The sequence below is a fragment of the Streptomyces sp. B3I8 genome (genome assembly GCF_030816915.1).
GTDB lineage: Bacteria > Actinomycetota > Actinomycetes > Streptomycetales > Streptomycetaceae > Streptomyces.
Window position 1 is genome coordinate 143,661 of sequence record NZ_JAUSYN010000001.1, and the last position, 24,707, is coordinate 168,367.

Annotated in this window: 21 protein-coding genes and 8 pseudogenes; 22 read left to right on the forward strand and 7 right to left on the reverse strand. The window is 69.2% G+C overall.

Features of this window, described 5'->3' with window-relative positions:
• Positions 1-166 precede the first annotated feature (166 nt).
• The 8 genes and pseudogenes from QFZ64_RS00770 to QFZ64_RS00805 all read left to right on the forward strand — a co-directional run bounded on the left by QFZ64_RS00770 (position 167) and on the right by QFZ64_RS00805 (position 7,464).
• On the forward strand, positions 167-394 hold the full coding sequence (locus QFZ64_RS00770; RefSeq protein WP_307061204.1) for a hypothetical protein: 228 nt from the start codon (positions 167-169) through the stop codon (positions 392-394).
• A gap of 60 nt (positions 395-454) precedes the next feature.
• Positions 455-1,624: a hypothetical protein gene (locus QFZ64_RS00775; RefSeq protein WP_307061206.1), complete on the forward strand. Its 1,170-nt coding sequence runs from the start codon at positions 455-457 to the stop codon at positions 1,622-1,624.
• Between the two features lie 469 nt (positions 1,625-2,093).
• Positions 2,094-2,249: pseudogene (locus QFZ64_RS35215) on the forward strand (ISL3 family transposase); the annotation flags it as partial.
• A 65-nt stretch (positions 2,250-2,314) separates the two neighbouring features.
• A pseudogene (locus tag QFZ64_RS00785) lies at positions 2,315-2,687 on the forward strand (transposase); the annotation flags it as partial.
• Positions 2,688-2,829: 142 nt separating this feature from the next.
• Entirely contained in the window at positions 2,830-3,981 is a 1,152-nt protein-coding gene (locus QFZ64_RS00790; RefSeq protein WP_307061735.1) for a site-specific integrase, read from the forward strand.
• A complete protein-coding gene (locus tag QFZ64_RS00795; RefSeq protein ID WP_307061210.1) occupies positions 3,981-6,476 on the forward strand; it encodes a hypothetical protein in 2,496 nt (831 codons plus the stop codon). The genes QFZ64_RS00790 and QFZ64_RS00795 overlap by 1 nt, the downstream gene beginning before the upstream one ends.
• Complete coding sequence (locus QFZ64_RS00800; protein ID WP_307061212.1) at positions 6,473-6,997, forward strand: DUF6262 family protein; 525 nt, start codon at positions 6,473-6,475, stop codon at positions 6,995-6,997. The genes QFZ64_RS00795 and QFZ64_RS00800 overlap by 4 nt, the downstream gene beginning before the upstream one ends.
• A 47-nt stretch (positions 6,998-7,044) precedes the next feature.
• Positions 7,045-7,464 (forward strand): hypothetical protein, encoded by a 420-nt coding sequence (locus QFZ64_RS00805; RefSeq protein ID WP_307061737.1) that lies wholly within the window; start codon positions 7,045-7,047, stop codon positions 7,462-7,464.
• Positions 7,465-7,539: 75 nt separating this feature from the next.
• On the opposite strand, the gene QFZ64_RS00810 is transcribed toward QFZ64_RS00805, so the two are convergent.
• Positions 7,540-8,013: a diadenosine tetraphosphate hydrolase gene (locus QFZ64_RS00810; RefSeq protein WP_307061213.1), complete on the reverse strand. Its 474-nt coding sequence runs from the start codon at positions 8,011-8,013 to the stop codon at positions 7,540-7,542.
• Between the two features lie 120 nt (positions 8,014-8,133).
• Between QFZ64_RS00810 and QFZ64_RS35220 the strand changes: the two are divergent.
• A pseudogene (locus QFZ64_RS35220) lies at positions 8,134-8,256 on the forward strand (IS256 family transposase); the annotation flags it as partial.
• 465 nt (positions 8,257-8,721) lie between these two features.
• Positions 8,722-9,033 carry a hypothetical protein gene (locus tag QFZ64_RS00820; RefSeq protein WP_307061215.1) on the forward strand — a complete coding sequence of 104 codons (312 nt, stop codon included), beginning with the start codon at positions 8,722-8,724 and terminating at the stop codon, positions 9,031-9,033.
• A 41-nt stretch (positions 9,034-9,074) separates the two neighbouring features.
• Here the strand turns inward: QFZ64_RS00820 and QFZ64_RS00825 are convergent, their stop codons facing one another.
• Positions 9,075-11,927 carry a BTAD domain-containing putative transcriptional regulator gene (locus QFZ64_RS00825; RefSeq protein ID WP_307061217.1) on the reverse strand — a complete coding sequence of 951 codons (2,853 nt, stop codon included), beginning with the start codon at positions 11,925-11,927 and terminating at the stop codon, positions 9,075-9,077.
• Positions 11,928-12,074: 147 nt separating this feature from the next.
• Positions 12,075-12,221, reverse strand: a pseudogene (locus QFZ64_RS35225) (DUF4158 domain-containing protein); the annotation flags it as partial.
• A gap of 300 nt (positions 12,222-12,521) precedes the next feature.
• On the opposite strand from QFZ64_RS35225, the gene QFZ64_RS00830 reads away from it, so the two are divergent.
• The 6 genes and pseudogenes from QFZ64_RS00830 to QFZ64_RS00855 form a co-directional block, all read left to right on the forward strand.
• Positions 12,522-12,818: a hypothetical protein gene (locus tag QFZ64_RS00830; RefSeq protein WP_307061219.1), complete on the forward strand. Its 297-nt coding sequence runs from the start codon at positions 12,522-12,524 to the stop codon at positions 12,816-12,818.
• Between the two features lie 135 nt (positions 12,819-12,953).
• Positions 12,954-13,621, forward strand: a pseudogene (locus tag QFZ64_RS00835) (site-specific integrase); the annotation flags it as partial.
• A 441-nt stretch (positions 13,622-14,062) separates the two neighbouring features.
• Positions 14,063-15,490, forward strand: a complete 1,428-nt coding sequence (gene rox / locus QFZ64_RS00840) for a rifampin monooxygenase (protein ID WP_307061221.1) — start codon at positions 14,063-14,065, stop codon at positions 15,488-15,490.
• Between the two features lie 241 nt (positions 15,491-15,731).
• Positions 15,732-16,259 (forward strand): transposase, encoded by a 528-nt coding sequence (locus QFZ64_RS00845; RefSeq protein ID WP_307061223.1) that lies wholly within the window; start codon positions 15,732-15,734, stop codon positions 16,257-16,259.
• The gene (locus tag QFZ64_RS00850; RefSeq protein WP_373430522.1) at positions 16,220-16,567 is read left to right on the forward strand and encodes a transposase; all 348 of its coding nucleotides are present in this window, start codon (positions 16,220-16,222) and stop codon (positions 16,565-16,567) included. Before QFZ64_RS00845 ends, QFZ64_RS00850 begins: the two co-directional genes overlap by 40 nt.
• A gap of 93 nt (positions 16,568-16,660) precedes the next feature.
• Positions 16,661-16,783 (forward strand): annotated as a pseudogene (locus QFZ64_RS00855) (transposase); the annotation flags it as partial.
• A gap of 284 nt (positions 16,784-17,067) precedes the next feature.
• Here QFZ64_RS00855 and QFZ64_RS00860 read toward each other — a convergent pair.
• From QFZ64_RS00860 to QFZ64_RS00870, 3 genes and pseudogenes are all read right to left on the reverse strand, one after another.
• Positions 17,068-17,520, reverse strand: a pseudogene (locus QFZ64_RS00860) (transposase); the annotation flags it as partial.
• Positions 17,521-17,787: 267 nt separating this feature from the next.
• A complete protein-coding gene (locus QFZ64_RS00865) occupies positions 17,788-18,639 on the reverse strand; it encodes an NAD(P)H-binding protein (protein WP_307061227.1) in 852 nt (283 codons plus the stop codon).
• A 192-nt stretch (positions 18,640-18,831) separates the two neighbouring features.
• Positions 18,832-19,170, reverse strand: a pseudogene (locus QFZ64_RS00870) (transposase); the annotation flags it as partial.
• A gap of 469 nt (positions 19,171-19,639) precedes the next feature.
• Between QFZ64_RS00870 and QFZ64_RS00875 the strand changes: the two are divergent.
• Together QFZ64_RS00875 and QFZ64_RS00880 are read left to right on the forward strand one after the other, a co-directional pair.
• Positions 19,640-21,190, forward strand: a complete 1,551-nt coding sequence (locus tag QFZ64_RS00875) for a hypothetical protein (RefSeq protein ID WP_307061229.1) — start codon at positions 19,640-19,642, stop codon at positions 21,188-21,190.
• A gap of 1 nt (position 21,191) precedes the next feature.
• Positions 21,192-21,830, forward strand: coding sequence for a HEAT repeat domain-containing protein (locus QFZ64_RS00880; protein WP_307061231.1), 639 nt, complete (start codon positions 21,192-21,194; stop codon positions 21,828-21,830).
• A 151-nt stretch (positions 21,831-21,981) separates the two neighbouring features.
• On the opposite strand, the gene QFZ64_RS00885 is transcribed toward QFZ64_RS00880, so the two are convergent.
• Complete coding sequence (locus tag QFZ64_RS00885; RefSeq protein ID WP_307061233.1) at positions 21,982-22,542, reverse strand: hypothetical protein; 561 nt, start codon at positions 22,540-22,542, stop codon at positions 21,982-21,984.
• Between the two features lie 354 nt (positions 22,543-22,896).
• Between QFZ64_RS00885 and QFZ64_RS00890 the strand changes: the two genes are divergently transcribed.
• From QFZ64_RS00890 to QFZ64_RS00900, 4 genes are all read left to right on the forward strand, one after another.
• A complete protein-coding gene (locus QFZ64_RS00890) occupies positions 22,897-23,139 on the forward strand; it encodes a hypothetical protein (protein ID WP_307061235.1) in 243 nt (80 codons plus the stop codon).
• Positions 23,140-23,217: 78 nt separating this feature from the next.
• Positions 23,218-23,424 carry a hypothetical protein gene (locus tag QFZ64_RS35230; RefSeq protein WP_373430528.1) on the forward strand — a complete coding sequence of 69 codons (207 nt, stop codon included), beginning with the start codon at positions 23,218-23,220 and terminating at the stop codon, positions 23,422-23,424.
• Positions 23,342-23,563 carry a hypothetical protein gene (locus QFZ64_RS00895; RefSeq protein ID WP_307061237.1) on the forward strand — a complete coding sequence of 74 codons (222 nt, stop codon included), beginning with the start codon at positions 23,342-23,344 and terminating at the stop codon, positions 23,561-23,563. The genes QFZ64_RS35230 and QFZ64_RS00895 overlap by 83 nt, the downstream gene beginning before the upstream one ends.
• A 451-nt stretch (positions 23,564-24,014) precedes the next feature.
• Positions 24,015-24,536: a hypothetical protein gene (locus tag QFZ64_RS00900; protein WP_307061239.1), complete on the forward strand. Its 522-nt coding sequence runs from the start codon at positions 24,015-24,017 to the stop codon at positions 24,534-24,536.
• The last annotated feature ends 171 nt before the right edge of the window (positions 24,537-24,707 follow it).

Consider the following 24,707-nt stretch of genomic DNA (forward strand, 5'->3'; position numbering starts at 1 on the left):
CCCAGCCCCGGGATTGGTGAGCTCGCATGTCGAGGTGTCGCGAATTCCAGCTCAGAGCGCCCCGATCGGTCGCTTCGGGTCATGCGGGCGGGTGTCCAGGGTCCGGCCCGGAGTGAGTATGTTCGTCCGACGGTGCGTTCGAAGCGCTTCGGGAGGGGGAGTGCCGGTGGACGTCGTCGCGAGTATGGAAGCACTGGCTGAACAGGGCGTAACGGTGCTTTTCAAGGCCGACGCCGAGCGGATGGCGGAGAGGGGCACGGCTTGGACCTTCGTCGCCGGTGGAGCGCCGTCGCGTGAGGACGTCCTTGTGCGAACCGAAGCCGCGTCTGTGGAGCAATGCCTCGCAGTGTGCTTGCCCCGTCTGCGTGAGCTGGGCTTTGCGTTCCCTGAGTGAGAGAGCGGGTGTGACCGAACTGCCGCCCTGGATGTCAGTGCCGGCTGCTTACATGAGCCCATGGACACCGTGCACACGACCGCCGCCCTCCTCCCGGACCCCGCCGGGCTCCGCGCGCACCTGCGCGCGTTGGCCGTGCTGGACCAGGCGATCTGCCGCGACCCGCAGTTCTCCCGCTATTCCTTCTCCACTGCCTGGGGGCCTGGGACGGAGGCGGCCCTGATGGACAACGGTTCGGGTGACGACTTCTCCGTCCTCTTCACCCCGGTCGGTGTGCTCGTCCGCGGCTTCGACCACGAGTCGGAGATGAGCCCGTACGCCACGGACGACGAACGGGTCTGGCCCGGGGTCATCGACGAGGTGCCCGCCGCGCTGCGCCCGCTCCTGGACGACCCGGCCTTCGTCGATGAGGGCCTCGGCACCCCGCGGGTCACCGCCTGCCTGTGGTGGGAGACCGGCGGCAGCGCCTGGCACACCAGCTCGGGCATCGAGTTCCCCTCGGGCAGCTCGGACCCGGACGGCTCCGGGCACCTCTTCCGCCTCCTCACCGACCGCTCCCCCGAGGCCGTCCAGGCGCACTTCGAGGAGGACTACGGGCGGCCCGTCCCCCTCGACACCGTCCGACACGTCCTCGCGGGCCACCCCCTGACCCCCGAAGCCGCCCATGGCCTCAACCCCGCCGCCCTCTCCGACGAGGCCCTGCTCCGCCGGATCGCCGCCGACCCCGAGGTCGAGGGATACCTCGCCTGCGACGGCGAGTTCGACCTCACGCGGACCGACCCCATCGAGTCGATCGCCCTGCCGGCCGGTCTCCCGGTGGAGCCCGTGGCCGGCTGCAACGCGGGAGGCACCCACTACCTCTGCGGCCCGGCCGGCTCCGACCGCGTCCGCCCCGTCCTCTACACCGACTCCGAGGGCCAGGCTTCCCTCATCGCGGAGTCCCTCGCCGAGGCCCTGACCCTGGCCATCGTCCTCCCCTCCTGGCACGACGCCCTGGCCGGCTTCCGTCCCCCCGCGCTCAACGCCGACTACCTTGAGGACAACCCGGACCACCCCGAGGTCCGCGACCGCCTCCTCGCCGCCCTCCGCCTCCCCCCGGCCACCGAGGCCGAGGTCCTGACCCGCCTCCTCACCACGGCGGCCCGCACCGTCCCGGACGGCTTCCTCCCTTCGGTCGAGGGCGAGGAGGACGCGGCCTTCGAACCGATGCTCTGTCTGCCGGCCGAGTAGGACAGCCCCGCCGCGCGCCGCCTTCCGGACCCGACGTACCGGTACGGCGAAAGCCATGACCGCACTGCCCGACTGGATGCGCCGCCCCGCGCGGAGGGCTGTTCGCGGAGGGCGTGGAGCGCCTCCCCGAGGTTCGGCCCGGCGCATGCCGGATCTTCGGCAGGAGACTTTGGGGTGATCGCCCTCAAGGACGTGGAGGGACGGGTCGTCACCGGGCATCACAACGATGCCCTTACCCAAGTCGGCGAGCAATGCTCAGGACTTGTGGATCAGCTCCTCTGGAGGGCGCGCGAAGGGCGTACCTTCCCGAGTGAGTGATCGTCAAGTCACCGAGTAGGCCCGCGCTGCGAACGCGGGTCGGGAAGGCACGCCCGTGCTCAGCCTGGTCAGCGAAGACGGCACGACCGAGGCCGGTTCACTGATCGACGAGATCGTCCGCGAGGGCGCTCGGCGGATGCTGGCCGCCGCCCTGGAGGCGGAGGTGGAGGCCGTGATCGCCGGACTCACGCTTCCGTACAGCAACGGCCCCACCGAGGGCGTCAACACCAAGACCAAACGGATCGCACGCCAGATGCACGGACGAGCAGGCTTCGCCCTGCTCCGCCACCGCATCCTCCTCGGATAGCAGCACGCTCCGTCACCGGGAGTGTCTGATCAACGGCGGGTCTGATGATCAAGGAGACACGTCTGATGACGGAGACCGCCGTGGAGAACGAGCAGGCTGAGCAGGTGGTTCAGGTACCGTCGAGTGCGGTGTCGGACGAGCAGCTCGTTGCGATGTGGGTTGACCGGGCCCGGAACGACGGGCTGCAGCTGACCGGCGAGGGCGGGCTGTTGCAGCAGCTGACCAAGAGGGTGCTGGAATCCGCCCTGGAGGGCGAGATCACCGACCACGTCGGCTATGAGAAGCACGACCCGGCCGGGAAGAACAACGGGAAGCAGCCGCAACGGCACCCGGGCCAGGACCGTGCTGACCGATGTCGGCCCGGTGGAGGTGAAGGTGCCCCGTGACACCGCCGGCACCTTCGAGCCGCAGATCGTCAAGAAGCGGCAGCGCCGCCTTCTCTGGGGGCCAGCCCGATGTGGTGTGACGTTGTGTGGGGGCAGTAAGTTGCTCTTCTGAGAGTCGTTCTCGGGGGGTGTGGCTCTGTGGCGGGTTGTTGCATCAACCGTCAGATCATGGAGTTGCATTGCGTGCCTTTCCTGTGGATTTGCCGTCGGGTGTTCGGTACTGGACGGTCGTCGACGACGACTTCGAGGTGGTGTGGGTCGCCGATCAGTGGCTGCGGTTCCTGCGGTTCGGTCGCAGCCGGGCCGAGCTGACGACGAAGGCGTACGCCGAGAGCGTGTCGCTGTATCTGCTGTGGTGCCGGATCACGGGGCGGCAATGGCTGCAAGCGGCCCGGGACATGGGCCTGTTCATGGTCTGGCTGAAGTACACGCCGTCGACGCCGGACGGTGAACCAGCCGCGGTGGTGCTGGGGCCCGGGGCCGAGCCGGCCCGGAGGGAACGGCGGATCAACGGGGTGCTGACTGCGGTGCGTGGTCTGCTGTCGTACGCCGTGTCGGTGGGCGAGGCGCCCCGCTCGGTACTCGGGCAGATCTACGAGCTGGCCGACAGCCGGGACCTGCCGCTGGAGGCCCAGGGCGAGGACGCCGACCTGTCCTACCGGCTGCGGGCCGTCCACCGGGTGCAGGAGCCGGAGACGGAGGTGGACCGGGCCACTGACGACGAGCTGGTGGCGATGTTCCTGGAATGCCGCAACGCCAGGGACCGGTTGATCGTGCTGCTGCTCGGCCGGGTCGGACTGCGCCGTGGCCAGGCGGCCGGTCTGCACCGCAGCGACTGTCACCTGCTGCCCGACTCGCGGGCCCTGGGCTGTGACTACGAGGGGGCTCACCTGCACGTCCGGCGCCGCGACAACAGCAACCGGGCGTGGTCGAAGTCGAAGGAGGCGTGGACTCAGCCGGTGGACTTCCTGGTGGTCCAGGCTTTCGACCAGTACATCGATGAGCGCCACGAGATCCTCGGAGCGGGCGGCAGCGACTTTCTGCTGGTGAACCTGTTCCGCGAGCCGCTGGGGGCGCCGATGTCGCCGGACGCGCTGGGCGAGTTGTTCGAGCGCCTGGGGAAACGGGCCAAGCTGCCGCGGAAGGTCGGCCCGCACATGGCCCGCCGCGCTTTCGGCAGCAACGTCGCGGACGCCGGCGGCTCATTGGACGAGGTGCAGGCCCTCCTCGGTCAGACGCACCCGGAATCCCCACGGCCCTACCTGATCCCCGACCGGACACGACTGCGCGAGGCGATCGAGCGGGTTCCCTCCCCGCGGCTTCTGCACGGGACGGGAGAGAAGTGATGGCGAGGCCACTGCCGCTGGCCCAGGAACTGCGGGACCTGCGGACCGGGGAGATCATCGCCGCGCTGGACACCGACTTCCTGACACTCGTGAGCTGGGACTGGAACCTGCGGGTCGTCCGCTACCCCATGAGCCACCCGGTGCTGGGCATGCCGGACTGTCTGGTCCCCGGCTGCGTGAAGGGCACTCCGGTCAGTGAGCCGGTATGCGCAAGTTGCATGAACCGCTGGAGGCGGTCCGGTTCCGAACTGTCCTTGGAGGAGTTCACCGCCAGGGGCCGGGCCGACAGCCCGTTTCGGAGCATCGGGCAGAAGTTCTGCGAGGTGCCGGGCTGTGAACGGCCACGGAGGACGGTTGCCGTCCGGGTGTGTCCCGCGCACCAGTACCACTGGTCAAGATCCAGCGACTTGACGCTGGAGGACTTTCTCAAACGCCCGAATCTACGGCCGCTCTCGAGTATCGGACCCTGCCAGGTCGCCTCCTGCTACCGGGCGCGAGGCCGGGAAGGACGCCGCTACTGCGACGTGCACGCCACACGGCTCAACCTTGCGCGGCGCCGCGGGAGCTTCGACGGCGACGAGGAACGCTGGCGTCTGACGACGCCAGCGGTGGCCGTCGACCGAGAGGTCAGCCTGCGCGGTCTGCCCGACCGGCTGGTCGCTGAACTCCTCTACTGCCTCCAAGTTCGTACTACGCGTGAGGTGAAGACTCGCGATCACCGGCTCAGGCAGATCTGCGACCAGATGCGCCTCCTCCAGGCCCCCAGCCTGGAGACCCTTCAAGACGCGGACCTGGACCATGCGGGGGTGACCACTGATCTCCAGATGATCATTAAGGGGGCCCGGACCGCGCTGCGTCGGCTGGGGGCGACGCCGGAGACGGAACGTCTCAAGGACATATGGGACTTGGCCGTCTTCGGCCACAGCCGCACCCTGAACTTCACCAGGATCCATCAGCGGCCCCTCCGCGAAGCGGTCAAGGTCTGGGCCTATGACGAACTCCCGCGACGACGCGGCCGGAACGTCGCCGGCTCCGTGCAGAACATGATCCGCGGGATGGAACAGCTCTCGGAGAGCCTGCGGCTGCAGCGTGAGGACGAGGGACATCATCTGAGGCTCCTGAGTCGTACGGACATGGTCAGCTTCTGCAACCGGGTGGCGTTCCTCGCCGAGAGCGGCGTCTTCGGAGCTCACCATCGGGTCAACGTGATCCGCTATGTCCGCAAGATCGTGAACCGGATTCGTGTCATGGGCCTCACCGGCCCGGGCGAAGTGCTGGAGGGGCTGCCGGCCGACTTCGCGCTGTCTGTGGAGGACATCCCGGACGAGCCCGAGGACACCGAGGCCGGCCGGGACCTCCCGGACGAGGTGATGAGGGAGCTCTGCGACAACCTCGATCTGCTGGAGAAGAGCAGCAACCGCGAGTTCCGCGTGGCGACCGAGCTGCTGATCGACACCGGGCGGCGGCCTGACGAGATCAGCACGTTGCCGTGGGACTGCCTGGCGAAGGATCCGGACGGCACGCTCGTGATGGTCTACGACAACTCCAAGAACTACCGGCTGGGCCGTCGTCTGCCGATCGCGCAAGCGACCGCCGCCGTGATCACGGCGCAGCAGGAACGGGTACGTGAGCGGTTCCCCGGCACCCCGACCAGCAAGCTCAAGCTGCTGCCGAGCCCGGTGGCCAACCCCGCGGGGACGAAGCCGATCGGCTCGATCGGCGAGGCTCACCGAGCGTGGGTCGACGACTTGCCCGACATCATGATGCCGGTCGTGGTGCTGGTCGACGGGCAGTTGGTGACGAAGATGCTGCCGTTCGACAAGTCCAGGATCTTCCCTTACGCCTACCGGCATTCCTTCGCGCAGCGGCACGCGGACAGCGACATCGCCCCGGACGTGCTCATGGATTTGATGGACCATCGTGAACTCTCCACAACTCAGGCGTACTACCGCGTCAGCCAGGAACGACGACGCGAGGCCGTCGACCGGGTCACCGCCCTGCAATTCGACCGCCGAGGCAACCGTGTCTGGCGCAAAGCACAGGGGATGCTGGACTCCGAACACGTGCGGCGGGCCATCGGGGAAGTAGCTACGGCCTACGGCATCTGCCTCGAACCGCACAACGTCGCGGCCGGCGGACAGAGTTGCCCGATTCGTTTCCGCTGTGTCGGCTGCGACCACTTCCGCACCGACGTCTCCTACCTTCCCGACCTGGAGCGCTACCTTTCTGATCTGCTCCGCAGCCGCGAACGGCTCATGTCGGCCTTCGAGGCAGACGACTGGGCCCGCAGCGAGGCCATGCCCTCCGAAGAGGAAATCGGCCGCGTCCGCCGCCTGATCAACCGGGTCAAGGCGGACCTGGACGACCTGTCCGAAGAGGAACGTGCCCAGATCGAGGAAGCCGTCGCCCTGGTCCGCCGCAGCCGCCCGGTAATGCTGGGCATGCCCCGCGTCGGCCAGCCACTTCCCGACGTCAGGCCCTGGAGGCTGCCGTGATCCCCGCCATGCGTGATGGCCGTCAAGCGGACACCGAGCGCCGCCGCCAGCGGGTGGCAACCGCGGTGAAGAACGCCGCGAAGAACGGCACCCCGATCAGCGTCTCGGCCATCGCCCGGCAAGCAGGAGTAGACCGCAGCTTCCTCTACCGTCACCGCGACCTGCTCGAAATCGTCCATGCCGCCGAACTCGAACCGGCAGCCCAGGAGCCGGCCGGCAGCTCGCCAGTCAGCCGGGCCTCGCTCCAGGCCGACCTCGCCAACGCCCAGGCCCGCAACACCCGCCTGACCGCCCGCATTCAACAGCTGGAGAAGCGACTGTCGCAGGCCCTGGGAGCTCAGGCATGGCAGGAGTCGGGACTCGGAGCCCCAGCGGACATCGACGAGATCCAGCGGAAGATCACGAGGCTGGAGCAGCTCAACGTCGAACTGGCCTCCGCGTTGGAGGAAGCCCGATCCGATCTCGATGCCGCAAGGGAGGCCAACCGAGACCTGACCAGAGCGCTGAACCAACGAGGCTGACGATCCTCGTGAAGCCGTTGTCAGTGCTGGTTGAGAACATCAGCGGCATGACACCGCTTCTTCTCACCGACATCGAGCGAGCTGTTCGCAGCAGCTGGAGTGCCGACACATGCACACCTGAGTTCCGGCCACGCTGGAGCCCGGACAACCCGGCCCGGGACCAGTGCGGTGTCACGGCCATGGTGCTGAATGACCTCCTGGGAGGAGAGCTGATCCGCGGGGAAGTCCACGTGAACGGAGAACGCGTGGACTACCACTGGTGGAACCGCCTGGGCATGGGCATCGAGATCGACCTCACCCGAGAGCAGTTCCGGCCGAAGGAGATCGTCACCGGAGGCATCGTCATTCCCCGCCCGCCCATCACCGAGTGGCGCAGGCTCCGCGAGGAGTACGAACTCCTCCGCGATCGTGTCATGGAGAAGCTCAACCAAGGACGCAAAACGGTTTCCGCGTCCGAGGCTTGTTGACGGAACGCAGTCCTATCGCCTCGCGCTGCCGAGGCGATAGGAGCGGGTCCCGGTCTCGGTGACGCCCCACAGGCGTCAGAGGGCGAGGCGGTCCAGCTCATCCGAGATCGCCTCGCGCACCGCGTCGTGCTGCGGGCCGAGCACATACTGCTCGTCATGCCACCGCTCACGCGGATACAGCCACACGGGTCGGCCCACAAGATCAGCGGGCTCCCATTCGAACCGCGGCCACACATGCGCGTGCAGGAACGGATCGGTGTTCCCCAGGATCTCCAGGTTGACCCGTCGGAAAGCGGGGTCCAGCCGTCTGCAAGCGCGTTCGACGGCCTCACCCAGCTTGTCCATGTCGGAGAGAAACGCCAGGCGCTTGCCCTTCGGAAGCTCCGGCAGCCGCTCCACCGAGGGATCATCGACCAGGAGCACCGAGTATCCCGGCAGGAACTGGACGTCCCCGATCACCGCGAATCCCGCTGCCAACTTCCGGAGCACCGCGGGGTTCTCACCCCGAAGGGCACTGCCGATCCGGTCCTTCCGCCAGTCATCGCTCATGATCGGCGACCCTACCCAACATCAAGTAGCGCCACAGGTGTTGCACACGATACTGTTGATCACACCGGCGCTGAGCTGCACAAAATGGTCTCCACTTGCCTCGCGCCACACGGTTACCCCCAGAGAAGACGGCTGACCGGCGTCGACGAGATGGTGCTGTCGCTCTCGGCGAAGGGCCTCACCCACGGGGAAATCTCAGCTCATCTCGCCGAGGTCTACGGGGCGGCCGAAGCCGAGCAGACCGAGGCCCCGGCCGGGCCGGAGATCATTGCCCCGCGCCGGCCGACGCGGGTGGACCTCACCGGCCCAGCAGCGGCACCGACCCCGAGCTGATGGAACGCCTCCAGCGCCAGGTCCTCGGCGGCGACGCCACCAACGACGTGCTGGACACGCTCGTTGAACAGACCGAGGACGAGACGAACGACGTCGTGGCGGCGCTGCTCGCTAGGCCCGGCGCGAAGGGGAGGACGCGTGATCCCAGCCTCGCGCACGAAGGGCCCCGGCGTACTTGGAGCCGAAGGCCCCGGCTACCTCGGACCGTTCGGCCGCCGGCCCGACGACAGCGAGGACGAGAGCAGCACGCGGGCGGCACGGCCGCGCCGCAGGATTCGTCCAAGGTTTCCTCAAACCGCCCCCGGCATGGTGGCACGTGACGGGCCGGACACATCCGGAACCCGACGAACGAGTCTCCATCGATTGGGAGTCACCATGCGTCTTCGTCACGCCATCGCGGGCAGCGTCCTCGCGGCAGCAGTCGTCCTCGGAGCGGTTCCGGCAGCCCAGGCCGCGCCGGCCGGCGAGTCCGGGGCGGCGGCCGCCACCTGCCGCACGTCCTGGTACGACAGCAACACCTACGCGGCGCAGTGCTCCGGCGCCGCAAGCACGAAGTTCTACGCCTGGGCCGAGTGCAACAACGGCGACATCGCCTTCGGTCAGACGAAGTACGCCAACGGGTCGCAGTCGTACGCCTACTGCGCGGGCAAGGGCGGATTCTCCGGCTATGGCGGTTGGGTGGTGTGATCCAGGTGCCCGGCCTGCATCGACGACATTCGGCCGGGTGGTCAGTCGGTCATTGAAGCCGACTTGTCCTCGAGGATGCCGGCCTCCTTCGCACGGTGCTGCACGCGGAAGAGGCCGGCCGCCCGCCTCCACTGGTCCCGGGCCCGGTCGGGCCGGCCGAGCGCCAGGTGGACGTCGCCGAGGTTGGCGAGGGTGTTCGCCTCCTCGTAGAGGTTGCCGAGGTCGTGGAAGAGGACGCGGGCGCGCTCGTAGTGGGCCAGAGCTCCATGGTGCTGGCCTGCTGCGTGCGCGATGAAGCCGAGACTGTCCAGGGTGCACGCCTCACCGTCGCGGAAGCCGTGGCGGCGGTGGATCTCCAGGCTCTCCTCACAATGGGTGAGGGCCTGCCGGTACTCGCCGAGGCGTGCCTCATACCAGCCGACGGCGTTGAGGGCGTTCGCCTGCGCCAACGGGTCGCCGCCCTGGCGCTGTAGCCGCAGGGTGTGCCGGACGTGTGCCAGGGCCTCCCGGTCGTCGCCCTGCCTCGCCCATGACCAGGCGATGACGTCGTGGATGCGTGCCTGCTCGGTGACGTCCATGGCCTTCTCCGCCGCGGCCAGGGCCCGATCGGCGTGGTGGACCGCGCGGTCGTGGCGGCTCGCTCGGGCGCAGGCGTGGGCCAGGCGGCGGTGGGCCCAGGCAAGGGCGGTGTCTTCGCCGAGGCGCTCGGCCGCGGCGAGTCCCGTATGCCACAGGGCCAGGTGCTCGTGGAGCCGTCCCTGCCGCCACAGGAAGCCGTCCACGACCCGGGCCAGTTGCCAGACCAGGCGGTCCCACCCGTGGAGGCCGGCCACGCGCTGCGCGGCGACCAGACTGGCGTGCTCGGCACGGAACCAGGACATGACGGCCGACTGATCGGCGGGAAGCTCGAGCGTCACGCCGTCCAGAGGCGGTTCGAGTTCCAGGGCGTGGTGCTCGAACGGACTGAGGATCAAGTCGCAGGCGTAGCCGGTGTGCAGGTAGTAGTCCACCAGACGCCGCAGCGCACATTCGCGTGACTCCTGCGCCTGGTCCTCGACAGCTCGCTCGGCGGCGTACAGACGGACCAGGTCGTGCATGCTGTACCGGTCAGGAGCCAGTTGCTGCACCAGGTGGACTGTCTCCAGTTCCCGCAGCGTCACCCGGGCCGCGGCCGGTGGCCGCCCCAGCAGCCCGGCGGCGGCCGCCAGACCGATCTCGGGGGCCGGTCCCGCGGCGCCGAGGAGACGAAAGGCCTCCGCAGCCCGGTCGGTCAGGCCGCGGTACGACACGCGACACACCGCGCGGACGTTGGTCGACAGGTCGCCCGCGTCCAGGGCGTCGAGCCGCGCCGACTGGTCCTGGAGTTCCTCGGCGAGCGCGGCGAGCGTGGGACCGCTGCCGACGGCGGCGCGGGCCCCGGCGATGCTGATTGCCAGCGGCAGGCCCGCGCAGTGTTCCAGTACCGCTGTGACGGCTGCGGGATCGGCGGCCAGGCACCCCTCGCCCAGGTGACGGCCGAGCAGGTTCCGGGACTCGTACGGCGTGAGCACGTCCAGCGGCAGCAGGCGCGCGCCGTGGGTGACGGCGAGCCCGGTCAGCCGACGGCGGCTGGTGACGAGCACCGCGCAGCCGGCTCCGCCCGGCAGCAGGGCGCTCACCTGGTCAACGTCTCTGGCGTTGTCGAGGACGACGAGCATGCGTCGGTCGGCGACGAGGGTGCGGTACAGCCCGGTCAGGGCCTGCTGGTCCGCCGGGATCGAGCCGGGGTCGACGCCGAGGGCGTCCAGGAATCCCCGTACCGCGGTGGCCGGTGCCAGGGGTTCTCCGGAGGGACTGAATCCCCGGAGGTCCACGTAGAGCTGACCGTCGGGGAACCGGTCCATGGCGCAGTGGGCCCAGTGCACGGCCAGCGAGGTCTTGCCGACGCCGCCGCTGCCGCTGATGACGCACACCGCTGCGGACCCGCCGGGCCGGCACGCGGTGCCCAGTGCCTTGTCCAATTCGGCCAATTCGGTGCTGCGTCCGACAAACAGCCCCGAGAAGGGCAGTTGGCGCGGCAGGGTGCGGTCCCGTGACGAGGCGATGCCGGAGGCGGCGACGGCACCGGCTGCCGGTGCCGAGGCGGGGGCGTCGGACGGCGCGCCGATCGACGGGTCATTCGTGAGGACCTGCTGGTGTCGTCGCCGCAGCTCGGGGCCTGGGTCGCTGCCCAGCTCTTCGGCCAGGGCGCGGCGGATCCGGTCGAAGCAGCGTAGGGCGTCGGCGGTGCGGCCGCTCCGGTAAAGCGCGAGCATGTACTGGGTGGCCAAGCGCTCGTCCAGCGGGTGCCTGTCGAGGCAGGAGGCCAGCTCGGACAGCAGTGCCGCATGGCGGCCCTGGCGCAGCAGCACGTCGTTTCGGTCCAGCAGGCAGGCGTGCCGCTCCTCCAGCAGCGACTCCCGTAGGGAGTTGCACCACGGCGTGTCCAGCGTGGCGAAGGGCTCACCCCGCCACAGCCCCAACGCCTGCTTGAACAGGGCTGCCGCACGTCCATCCTCAGCGGCCCTCGCCCGGCCGACCAGATCGCGGAAGAGGTGGAGGTCCACCAGGTCCGGGTCGGTGAGCAGCGCGTATCCACCAGGACGTCGTTCGATGGCGGCGCCGGAGGACGATGCGTCCGCCGCGGAGCCGAGTGCCTGCCGCAGCCGGGACAGATAGCTGTACAACGTCGACTTGGCCCCCGGCGACGGGTCAGCGCCCCACACCCGACCGACCAGGCCGTCCACGGGCACCGCGCGGTTGACGTCCGCCAACAGCACCGCCAGCACGCAGCGCTGCCGGGCGGGCCCGAGATCCACTGACGTCCCGCCCACGTGCGCCTGGATCTCCCCGAGCATGCCGAACTCGATCGTCACTACATCCCCGTTTTCCCCCGAAGCAGCCTTCTCCAAGTCTTGGCCCCCTCGGCCGCCCGGCCAATCCAAAATCCGGCCAGGCTCGGGCTCTCGGCAACGCCGAACGCGGGGCCGCTCCCGCTTGCCACGGCGACGCTGACGGCGTCGTCGCCTTGTGGTCCCCCGCCGTTTCCCGATCAGCTCGCGGTCGACGTCGTCGAGGTAGAGAAACCGCTCCAGCTCCGGACGCGTCGGCTCCTCCACGAACCGTCCGTACGCCGCGGCCTGCTCATCAGTCAGAAATTCCACCGGCACGCGGCGGACGGTGGCCCCACGTCCCACCGCTCATACGATCTTTCGCCGAACCCCAGAGGCGAAGTGGATCACTGTGCTGGGCGAGCAAGATCATCCCTTGGCGACAACGGCTGTTCCATTGTTCCCCGAAGCCGGAGACAGCGCCCCGGCCGCCGCGGCCACGCTCGACTACGGGCTGTCCCAGCGCGCCCTGATCGCCGTCTCCAGCCGCAGCAGCGACGTCGCGGAGCTTGATTCACCCGCCGCCTCACCACGCTCGCCCACAGCGGCCAGGCCCTCGACACCGCCACGGTGCGCGCCGTGGTCCGCCAGGCCGTCCGCGACGTCCGCACCGCCCCGCCTCCGCCGCCGGCCGATCCGTCGGCGGACCCGACCGTGGCCGCGTTGCGCCGCGTCGTCGACGACCTCGCCGCCGGCACGTGCGCGATCGGGGAGCTGATGCTCGAAGTCGCGCCGGCCTACCTCTCCGACGCCGAGGCCGCCGACGCCCTGGCGCTGCTGTGCGAGCAGATCGGCGAGCCCCTCGAGCACGGCCTTGCCGCCCGTCGCTACGCGATGTCCGGGGACCGCCGCGCCCTGCACGGCACCGTCCTCTGACCGCCGCCGCTCACAGAAGCCCGGCTCCTGCTGTGAGTCACACACCCTGTTTTCCCTGGTGGGCGGGGCCTCGGGGAGGGGGGCGTCCTCGCCGCCGTCCGGGTCAGGGTCGAAGTCGGTGCCGGTACGGGCGTCTCGTGGGCGAAGCGTCTGGCGGTGCCGGGCTCCGAGTCCCCGGCCCGCTCGAAGACGGCGATCGACCGGCTGATCGCGCGGCGCGAGGTCCATCTGCGGGGGAAAACGCTTTGGCGGATGCTCTACGAGACCGCTGGGCGGGCGGAGGAGATCCTGGGCGCGCACATTGCGGAGCTTGGACTTCGCCAGGTGTCGTTGCCTGGTCAGGGCGAAGGGCGCCCGTGCCAAGGCCTGCGGCCGGGGCCAGGCGCGCGAGGGCTCCGTAGGGGAGACCGTCTACTGGGCGGCCGGCACCGCCCGGCTGTTGCCCCGGCTGCTCACGTACGGGCCCGCGGGCCGGTGTTCGTCACGCACCGCCGTCCGGGGCCGGGCAAGGTCGTCAGCCCGTGACGTCTGCCGGTACCGGGCCGGCCCGGCTTTCCTACGGACAGGCCCGCGCCCTGCTGGACGAGCACACCGCGGTGCGTGGTCCCGGAACGGGCTGGGACCTGCACGAGTACCGCCGCTCCGCCCTGGCTCACCTCGGTGAGCGGGGCGCCTCGCTGCTGATGCTCATGGCCAAGTCCCGGCACGAGAAGCCGGAGAACCTCCGCCGCTGCTTCAAGCACTCGTCCGAGGCGATCGCCGAAGTCACCAGCCTGCTCGCACCCGGCAACGCCCGGCGTTGATCCACCCGGTCAGCCGGAACGCCGACCCTCATACACGGTGGGGTATGGGCGAGGACCGCCGCCTTCGGCGACCACACCTCGGCTGCCGACCGCGCGTCGCGGGCCCCGATGCGGGAGCGGCTTGTCCATGCGCAGCGTACGGAAAAAGCAAAGGGCAAGGAGATCACCTACTCCTTGCCACTCTCAACTTATAGCGCACAGGGGGCCTTGCGGCAAGGCCCGGGTCGTGGCGCAGAATCGTCGGCCGAGGCCAGAGCTTGAGGAAATCAGGGATTCCGCGAAGTACGTGCACCTCTATCGACTGTGGGTTTTACGGGACGTGAAACCGCTGGTGGGACTCGCGGTGTGGTTGCGGGCACGTGGCGCGGAGGTCCGGGTGTGCGTGCCGCCGGACTGCGTAGAGCAGCTGGCGGAAATGCAACCTTGTTGAGTGGGGGGTTCATGATTGACGTGATCGTTGCCGGCGGCGGACCGACCGGTTTGATGCTGGCCGGCGAGTTGCGGCTGCACGGCGTGCACGCGCTCGTGCTGGAGAAGGAGGCGGTGCCGACCAGGATCGTCCGCTCGCTCGGCCTGCACGCGCGCAGCGTCGAGGTGATGGACCAGCGCGGTCTGCTGGAGCGGTTCCTCGCGCTCGGCAAGCAACACCCGGTCGGTGGTTTCTTCGCCGCCATCAACAAGCCGGCGCCGGACCAGCTGGACACCGCACATCCGTACACCCTCGGCATTCCACAGACCACCACCGATCGCCTGCTTGCCGAGCACGCCACCGAACTCGGCGTCGAGATCCGGCGCGGCCGCGAACTCGCCGGGCTGAGCCAGGACGAACACGGGGTGACCGCCGAACTGGCCGACGGCACGCGGCTGCGCTCGCGCTACCTCGTCGGTTGTGACGGCGGCCGCAGCACGGTGCGCAAGCTGCTCGGTGTCGGCTTCCCCGGCGAGCCCTCCAGGGTCGAGACGCTGCTGGGCGAGGTGGAGGTCACCGCGCCGCCGCATACGCTGAACGCCGTGATGGCCGAAGTACGCAAGACCCACAAACGGTTCGGCGCCATGCCCCTCGGAGACGGGGTGTACCGCCTCGTCGCGCCCGCCGAGGGGGTGGCCGAGGACCGCACGGTCCCGCCGACCCTGGACGAGCTGAAGCGGCAGGTGCGGAAGCTCGCCGGTACCGACTTCGGCGTGCACTCACCGCGCTGGCTCTCCCGCTTCGGCGACGCCACCCGACTGGCCGAGCGCTACCGGACCGGCCGGGTGCTGCTGGCCGGCGACGCGGCGCACATCCACCCGCCGACCGGCGGGCAGGGGCTCAACCTCGGCATCCAGGACGCGTTCAACCTCGGCTGGAAGCTGGCCGCCGAAGTCAACGGCTGGGCACCGGAGGGACTGCTGGACAGCTACCACACCGAACGGCACCCGGTGGCCGCCGATGTGCTGGACAACACCCGCGCGCAGACGGAGCTGATGTCCGTCGAGCCGGGTCCCCAAGCAGTGCGTCGGCTGGTGTCGGAACTGATGGACATCGAGGAGGTGAACCGGTACCTGATGGAGAAGATCACTGCGATCGGGATCCGCTACGACTTCGGCGAGGGGCATGAACTGCTCGGCCGACGGTTGCGGGACGTGGGGCTGAAGCGGGGTCGCCTCTATGAGCGGATGCATGGCGGCCGCGGGCTGCTGCTCGACCAGACTGGCCGCCTCTCGGTGACAGGCTGGGCAGATCGAGTCGACCACATCGCCGACAGCAGCGAGGAACTGGACGCGCCCGCGGTGCTGCTGCGGCCGGACGGCCACGTGGCGTGGGTCGGTGACGATCAGCAGGACCTGCTCGACCGGCTTCCCCGGTGGTTCGGCGCTGCGGTCAGCTGAGCGCGCAACTCGGGGCACGAAAGCCCACCGGGCCTGCCCGGACGGAGCGGGTACGCAAAGCTGTCACTCGTGAGGAGACGCTGTACCCGCTCCAGGCCACTGACCAGTACTGACGCGGAGATGGAGTGGGGGGCGGCTGACGAGTTGGTGCGTGATGGCGGGTGAGGTGTCGTGTGAAGCTTCCCCTTGATCGTGGACACCTGGAGACTGGGGCCTGAGGTTCCAGAGGGAGTAGCACCAGGTGGGAAGCAAGTACACGAAGCGGTACACGGAGGAGTTCAAGCGGGACGCGATCGCGCTCGTCGACTCCTCGGGCAGGACGGTCACCGCCGTCGCCCTGGAACTCGACATCAGCTCCGAGTCTCTGCGCGGCTGGTACCGCCGGGCCAAGGCCGACCAGGGCGAGGGCGCCCCGGGCGAGCTGACCAGCGCGGAGCGTGAGGTGAACCGCAAGCGCATCGCCCGCGTGATGCGCGAGCGCGACATCCGCGGCGTCACCCGCCGCAAGCACCGCTCGCTGACCCGGCCGGACGTGAAGGCGAAGCCGGCCCCGGACCTGATCGGCCGCGACTTCCACGCCGAGCGTCCCGGGACCAAGCTGGTCGGCGACATCACCTGTCTCCCGACGGCCGAGGGCCGGCTCTACCTCGCCTGCCGGCTGGACCTGGCCAGATCGGCTACGCCATGGCCGATCACCACCGCGCCGACCTCGTCGTCGACGCCCTCGACATGGCCCACGGCCGAGGCGGGCTGGAGCCCAGATGCGTGATCCACAGTGATCGCGGCAGCGAGTACACATCGGCGCAATTCAGCGATCGAATACGGGAGTTGGGGCTGCGACAGAGCTGCGGACACACCGGATCATGTTTCGACAACGCCGCCGCGGAGAATTTCTGGGCCCTGCTCAAGGAAGAGATCGGAACCCGGACCTGGCCCGACCGGGCCACCGCCCGCGCCGAGGTCTTCACTTTCATCGAGACCTTCTACAACCGCCGCCGCCTACGCGAGCACAGGATCTTCGGCTACCTCACCCCGGCCGAGACCAGGCAGCGGCATCAACACACCCTCGCGACATAACGAACGAGTCTCCAAGATCACGGGGAAACATCAGTTACACCGATCACCGTACAGACCCCCACCTGGCGCAACCGGCACCGGGAGAAGACGGTGACCACGCAGGCCGGCGACCTGGAATTTGCCATCCCGAAACTGCGGGCCGGGAGCTTCCTCCCCAGCCTCCTCAAGCGCCGGCGACACATCGACCAGGCCCTCTACGCGGTCGTCATGGAGGCGAGCGTCGGGCCTTCGCCATACCCACCGACCGGCCGGCGACCGAAATCATCGGTCGACCGCCACCAGACCAGGCTCAGCCACCCAGGCGAAACAGCGAGGTTAGGCGGCGATGGCTGGTCGGCTGCCCAGGAACGCACCTGCCGTGCCATCGCCTTACCGTCGATCACGGTCGTCATGAGCGGAGCCAGTTGAAGGACTGCGTGTAGACGGCGGCGGTTTCCGTGGGCCGGTCGTCTCCGTAGAGGTCGTCGGCGATCGGGTATCCGCGTTTGGCCAGAGTGAGAGATCGGGCCCAGCACGTCGACGGCCAGTCCCCGCTTCCTGCCGGGTGTCTTCTTGTTCGCGTCCAGTCCCGTCGTCGTCTTCGGCACCCCGGCCGCCACGCGGACGGACTGGGTGTCGATGATCACCAGGGAGGGGTCCTCTGATCGTCTGGCCCACTCCCGCGCCTGGCAGCGCAGGATCTCCTGGATCCGCTGGTCAAGGCCGCCCTGGCGCCACAGGGTGAAGTAGTGGAACACCGCCGACCAGGCCGTGAGGCCGTGGGGCCGGAGCCGCCACTGACAGCCCGTCCGGTTCTGGTGGAGCAGCGTGTTCACGACCTCGCGCAGGTCGCAGGAACCTGCGGCCCCGGTCGCCGACCGCGCCACCCGCTCCTGCTTCCACGCGGCGACCAGCGGCTCGGTCAACGCCCACTGCTCGTCGGACAAGTCTGTTGCGTACGGCATCCGTTCCATGTCCGCGAGCCCATCATGCACACGACATGACACGAGAGAGGTACCGACCCATCACCCACGAACGGGTGACACCACATCATCAGGAACGGGACTTGACGCCCTCTCAGCGGGCCCAGTTCGCCGGAGGCATCGCAGCCCTCTGAACATCCCCAGAAGCTTCCGCTCCGTCGGGACGCCCTTGACTACGGATCAGGCTCGCCGGGTTGTCGGGGCATGCAGATTCTCCACTCCTGCTCCCATGCAACATCATCGCGTAGGGCCAGGATGTCACTCCGGGGCAGGGCCGGCGGCTGGTGGGGCGGGTCGGGTGAGGATTGCGGTGACGGCCTGGTCGAGGGTGGCGGCTGGGTGACCGAGGACGTGCTGGAGATCGTCGGTCTGTCGCTCCAGTGCGCCGGCACGTACCTGGTCCTCAAGCCAGCCCTGGGCACCGGGCGCGCGGCCGTGCCGGTCTCGGTGGACGACGGGTCTGCCGGAGATACGGCTGAGTGCGTGGGCGAGCTGGTTGTAGGTCCACAGGTTGCCAGTGAAGTCGTAGGCGCGGCCGAGGTGGCAGTCCTCGGTGAGGACGTGGGCGGCGGCCTCGGCGAGTTCGCTGCGGAAAGCGGTATTGATGCCACGCCCGCCGGTGCCGCTGGCCAGTTCACCCGAGGTGACGGCGGTGCGCAGGCCCGCGTTGAGGAATGCCTCGCTGTAGTAGGGGTGGCGCAACAGCGTGTGGGGCAGCCCGCTTGCGAACAGGGTGCGCTCGGTGGCGTGATGAGCAGCGGTGACACCGTGGGCCTGAGTGTCGGCACCCAGGAAACTGGTGTAGATGATCGCACCGACTCCGGCGGTGCGGGCCGCGTCGATGGCTGCCTGGTGCTGGCCGGCGCGGCGGGAGGGTTCCAGCTCCGGCGAGGAGATCAGCAGCAGCCGGTCAGCTCCCTTGAACGCGGTGCGCAGCGTTGCCGGGTCATCGTAGTCACCGAGGCGGACACGGACCCCGCGAGCGGCGAGATCCGCGACCCCTTCGGGATTGCGCACCGCGGCAACGATGTGATCAGCGGGGCACTGGGCCAGCAACTGGTCTATGACCAGTCGGCCGAAAGCCCCCGAAGCGGCCGACACAACAATCATCCACAACTCCCTCACCGTGGTGTAGCCGTCGCCGACGCGGCGGTTCGTGACCGCCCGGTCCGGACGTCCGGCTCACCATCGATGAACAGCGAACCGCGCGTCAAAGCCTTTTCCAGGCCCCAGGATCCTGAGCCTCGACAGCAACCAACCATCTGCTCGTGCTGTGACCGCGTCAGGTTCGCCGGATTGTGTTCAGGCCGCTGGGGTGAGGGGTGTCCGCCCCAGCGGATCACTGCGGATGCGGACACGCTCTCGGCGTTGTGCGGCGAGGACGTCGGGGTGGCGGGCGTTGGCGTTGCGCCAGCGTAGGTGGCGGTGCAGGGCCCGGATCTGTGCGGGGTGGCCGCGGTGGTGGGAGTTGGCCAGGGTGAACTGCCGCAGCGGGCCGAAGTGGGCCTCGATCGGGTTGGCCCAGGAGGCGTAGGTCGGGGTGAAGCACAGTTCGACCTTGTTCTTCTTCGCCCAGCGGCGGATGTCCGCACCGGTGTGGGCTGAGAGGTTGTCCAGGATGATGTAGATCGGGGCTCCGGACTCGACGAGCTCTGACACCATCGCAAGGGCCGCGCCGGCCTCCCCGCGCACGTGTGACCTTGGTTCGGAGTGCTCGTCGCAGGTTGCGCGAACCCGAGCGGGCGGTTCCTGACACCCCCAGCCGCTGACGCTCGTGCTTCTTGGTGACACCTCCTCCCGCCGCCAACGCCCTGGTGCCGTGGAGGTCGGCCACGCACCCCACCGGCCGTCTTCGGCGCGCCGCCGGCCGGCGAAAGCCCGGCCGCGGGCCGGCGGCCCGGAAGGGCTGGAGCAGTTCCCCTCCGCGGACTGGCGTGTGCGACCAGCCGGCCGGGAGAAAGGAAGGACGGACGGAACGCCACCCGCCCAAGGTTCACCCGCTCGGCGTACCGCGTCACCGGTCCGCATTGCCACTCCCCCGCCCTGTCGGGACTCTGGGACATGACCACCCCCGGCCCGGGCACAGAGTGTGCCCAGTAAGGATGTCACGGTGCCTGACTCAACCGTGCGGGCAGGGCTGCTCGACCCTCGGCCGCTCAACCGGTCCGGTCCGCTCGACTCCACTCCCACGATGGTGCGGCGGGCAGAGGACGCCCATGGTGACTGGCTGCGCGAGACCCTGGGCATCGGCCCTGCGGCCACCTCGGCCGTGCTGGCCGCGGCCGGGCGTCCGGCCGCCCCGATGCACGCCCTGGGCGCGGTCCCGGAACTCGCCCCCGACCTGCGCGAACGCGCCCTGCGCACGCTGATCCTTCCGGGGGACGAGCGGCTGGTCGTCACGGACGTCGTCCCCGTCGACGAGCGAATCATGAGCGGACAACGGTTCGCCCTGCGCGTGCGGTTCGCCGCCGCCTCGCTCAATCCGCCCCGTCTGGTGCGGGTCGCGGTCGAGTGGGCGGGTGACCCGTTCGCCAACGAGATCCTGCTCGAAGGAGAGGACGCGGCCCGCGGGTACATCAATGTACCGTTCGGTGAGGACCAGACGCTTCCCGTCGGAGCAGCGTCGTTCGAGGTGACCCTCTACAACGCGCTGGGCGCACGGGCCCGCTTCCGTACGACGTGCGCCGTCCTGCCATCCAACCCGTTCTCACTGGACCTCGGGCCGGACGCCGCATTCGTCACCGGCACGTGGAGCGCCCGCGGGGTCCGGCACGGCGATGCGTACGACACCGGCATCGCCGTCACGCTGTCCAACGGAGACGCCGGCGGGGTGCAGCTCCCTGCCGGGTTCCACTGGAAGTTCTGGGACGGCGGCGTGGGCGGCACCTTGGTGGAGGAGGGCGACGGCGCCTTTCCCGGCGGCACGATCGAAGTCCCCGGCCACAACACCTGGCGCGGCACGATCGGATTCCACTCGCCCGCCAACTCCGGGGTGTACAACCACTACGAGGCCCGCAACGACATGACGATCGAGATCATCATGTCCGGCCCCTTCGGGCCGGTGCGCGGGACGATCACTTGTCGCACCATGTTCCGCTACGGGGTCAACATCACCCGGGTGGCCACCGAGGACTTCACCAACCAGGAGTACACGGACCTGGGCACGGCGGTGAACCGCACGCGCACCCTCTACGAGCAGAGGGACATGACCTTCGACGTCCAGTGGCGGGGCATCGCGCGGGCGAACGTCGGCGGGTACGAGATCATCGACAGCTTCGACGAGTTCCATCAACTGCTGTCGGACTGGTCGGGACCGGACACCGACCAGAACATCGACGCCTTCATCGTCCAGAGCATCGCCATCGCCGGGACGGGCGTCGACGGAATCGACGGCAGCATCCCCGGACCGACCTCGCACGCGGGGCCCGACAGCGGGATCACAAGCAGCAAGTGCGGATACGTGGACGCGGGCGGGACCCGGCGACTGCATGCCGAATACCTGGGCATGCTCATCGGCCATGAGCTCGGCCACTACCTGGGCCTGGTCCATGTCGGTGACGCGGGGAATCTCATGCTGCCCAGCAGCGGTACGAACGACATCGCCCTCACGTACGGGCAGTACGACACCATGATCCACCACGGATGGGTGAGGATCGACTGACATGACCGACCAACCTCTGAGCCCCGAGCCGGAGCTTCCGGCCCCCGGTGGCAGACACCGGCCCTCCGTCACCGTGGACCGCGGCCGCATCCCCGCCCTCCGCGTCCGCGAGCGGGTTGAGACGATCCTGCGCACCCATGACTTCTCCGAGGCGGAGCGGGCGTTCGGCCAGCTGACTCCCGAGGACCTGGTCGTGGTGCGCGTGATCGCCCAGGAAGGCGCGGCGTCCGGAGTCGAGCCGCCGGTGCGTTATGCGGCCATTGCCGCGCTGGCCCGGCACCCCTCGGCGGCGAACCTCAACCTTCTCACCGACCTGGCCCGCCTCGGCGAGGACTTCTACGTCCGGGGGCATGCCGTGCTCGCCCTCGCCCACACCGGCTCGTACGCCCATCTGGGGGCTGTGCTCGCCGCGTTGGAGGCAACTGAGCCTTTCGAGCGGGCCGCGGCGGTGAAGGCGCTGCGCCACCTGGCGGCCGTGACCTCCGAGGAAGCGGTACGGGCGCACGCGCTGGCCCTCGGTGGCGAGGAGGCGATGCGGCGCCTGGACGCGGCCCTGGCCGCAGCGGGGCGTCAGGCGGCCGAGGCGAGGAGGGGACCGCGTGTGACGGAAGCGGATCCGGGCGGCCCCGCCACGTCGTAGCTGTATGCGGCTCAAGCCACTTCCCCTGAGACCGAGCCGTACGCCGCTCACCCACGGGGAAAACTCGAACGTTCTGCCTCTGCCCGGGGGGCGTCATGCGCGCCCGAGCCTCGAAGGGCTGGGCGTCACCCGCCGGCATCGGCCGATGGGTTCAGTCGGAGGCGCGGGTCGCCTTGGCCGGGGCGGAGGAACTGTAGAAGACCGACCGGCCCCGTTTCGTCCGCCTGGCCCGGCCCTGGGCCACGAGCGCCTCCAGGGTGGCACGCACCACGGTGGCCTTGACTCGCCGGCCCGGATGAGCCTGAGCGACGTCCGCGGAGACTTCCGCGGCCGAGCGGGGTTCCGACTGACCGGCGAGGTGACCACTGACCAGGTCCACCAAGGTGAGCTCGGAGATCTTGCGTGCCTGGTGGGCATCCGGGGTTCCCGGCTTGCCCGGAGCATCAGCCTGCTGCCTGGACGCCGTTCCCTCTGACGCCGCGGCCAGCGTGGAGGGTGCCGCCTGATCCGCGCCCTGGCCGCCCAGCGCCTGCCTCACACTCAGCAGCACGCCGCGGTCCCGTTGCAGGACATCCAGCCGCTGCCGCAGCCCCTCCATCTCCTGCCCGATGCGATCCTGTTCCTCGGCATTGTGTGTCAGGTCCTGTTCCACCCGGGCGATGTACTGCGACACCAAGCCATCAGCCTGAACGGCGACACCAGACACGTCCACTTGACCTCTCATCCATCACGTCGCGGCGGCTCGCCCCTTTCGGGAACACGGCCCCGCCTGCCGCCGCACAGCACACCACCCGGCTTCCCCTTCGATACAGCGTAGGCGGTAGGTGCAACTAACCTGGTCAGCATAGGTGCCGTAGCGAGCGCGAACATCCGGGGACGCTCGCCTGCGGTTGTGCTCGCCGCGTACGCGCCAGGCCTGCCTCGCACGGGCGTTCTGTGGGCTGTGGCCGTGCCCCGACCCGCCAACCGCCTGGTCCGCGAGAATCTCCTCAGCGCGGGACTGGCCCTTTTCCATGCCCAGGGGTTCAACGCGGTGGGCATCTAGGAGATCACCGACACGGCGGGCGTGCCCAAAGGCTCGTTCTACAGCTACTACGGCAGCAAGAACGCCTTCGCCGCTGCCGTCCTCGGCCGGTACTGGACCGGCATCGTCCCAGCTCACGGCGCGGCTCCCCGAAGGCGACGGCTGCCTCTCCGCTCTCATCAACTTCCGCTCCCTGGCCGCCGCGACGTGGACGACGGCGAGGCCGTCGAGGCCCTGGCGGGGTCACTGACATCCTCGGCCACCGTCAAGGAAACCGCTTCGTGAACAGGACGACCCTGACCGAGCAGATCGTCTGAGACGAGGATCAGGAAGGGGATCACATGGGCTGACGTCGCCCGTGAGCTGGGCGCGAGCAAGGAATGGGCGACCGCCGTCTGTCTCGGCCAGATGACCTTCTCGGATCGCGTTGGTCTTCGAGCTGCCCGTCGAAGCCTTCACGTCCTGCAGACCCTCCCGCCCGTGGGCTGTGAACGCCACGGCAGTGGCCGGGGATCCGGTGATCCACCGGATCCGCGAGATCGTCGCGGTCCACGGTCCCGCGATCAATGAGCTGATCCACGAGGAGTTCGGTGACGGCATCATGAGCGCCATCGACTTCCGGCTGAGGCTCGACCGTCGTGCGGCCCCCGGGGGTGACCAGGTCGAACTCGTCCTCAGCGGGACGTGCCTGCCCTGCCCGGCCGCCTGAACCGGGGCCCGTCGAGTGCGGCGTGCGCGGGGTGTTCACGCCGCACTCGCCCCCTGCCGAATCACGCAAATGACACAGGGTCAGAAGTGATGGCCCTCCTCGGAAGTGACCCATACCTGTCCGGGACAGGCCCCACACCTGCTCCATGGTTATCCCTGCTCGTACGGCACCTGACTCCCGGTCGGGCGCCGCTGGGGCGGGGCCATCCGACAGCCGGCCAGGTCCAGGGGCGGGACAGGCTGTCCAAAGGGCGAAGCCCAGCGTGCAGCGCTGTCGAAGGCACCCGTGGCCGGCCCGCACACCCCACGGGCGGGCGGCCTCAAACGCCGCAGTTCAGTTCGTCGGCGCGTTCGCTGCCGTCCCACGCGACACCGCGCCTGATCTGGCCGAACGAACCATATGGCTAATCTGCGCTCTGGAGCGGAACCGACGCCGCCTCGAGACTGGGCCGGTGGACTCTACGCTCTGGGTCGCCGTCTTCACTGGCGGAACTGCTGTTCTCGCGAGTTGGGTGACGAGCCGAGGGACTGCCCGCGCTGCCCGCATCCAGGTCGAAGCCTCCTCAAGAGCCCAACAGCTGGACCGCATACGGGAATTGCGCCGTGCGGCCTACTCCGATGTGATCGGACACGCACATGAGACAGCGGAACTTCACTTCCAGGTGAAGGGTGCGCTCGCGGGGCCCGACGAGCAAATGGTGCAGCGCCTCACGGAACTCCGGGGTGAGTTGGGTGCGGCCTTCGATCCTCTGATGCGGTGCATCCGCCTCGCCGTCCTGGAGGGGCCAACGCGTGTGGCTGAGGCCGCAGAGGCGCTCAGCGAGTCGGTGATCACAGCCAACAGGGCGCTACACCCCCTGGAAGAGTCAGGCGAGGGCGCACTGGCCGCGTACGAGTCAGCGGAGGGCGAGTTCCACCGTCGGCTGGACATGTTCACTGCCTCGGCCCGCGAGGCACTGTCGAGGATCCAGTAGCCCCGACGGGGGCTCGGTGTTCGCTGAAACTCCCCGCTCCGGTAAGGGCCGGACCGAGTGGGGCGGCGAGTAGCCCTGACCGTTTCCGGAATTTCCCATCACCGGTTCCAGGCACAGGCATCCTGCGGGAGTGGCGAAGGAGAACCCCTGGCTCCGCTCAGCGTGCGCGCG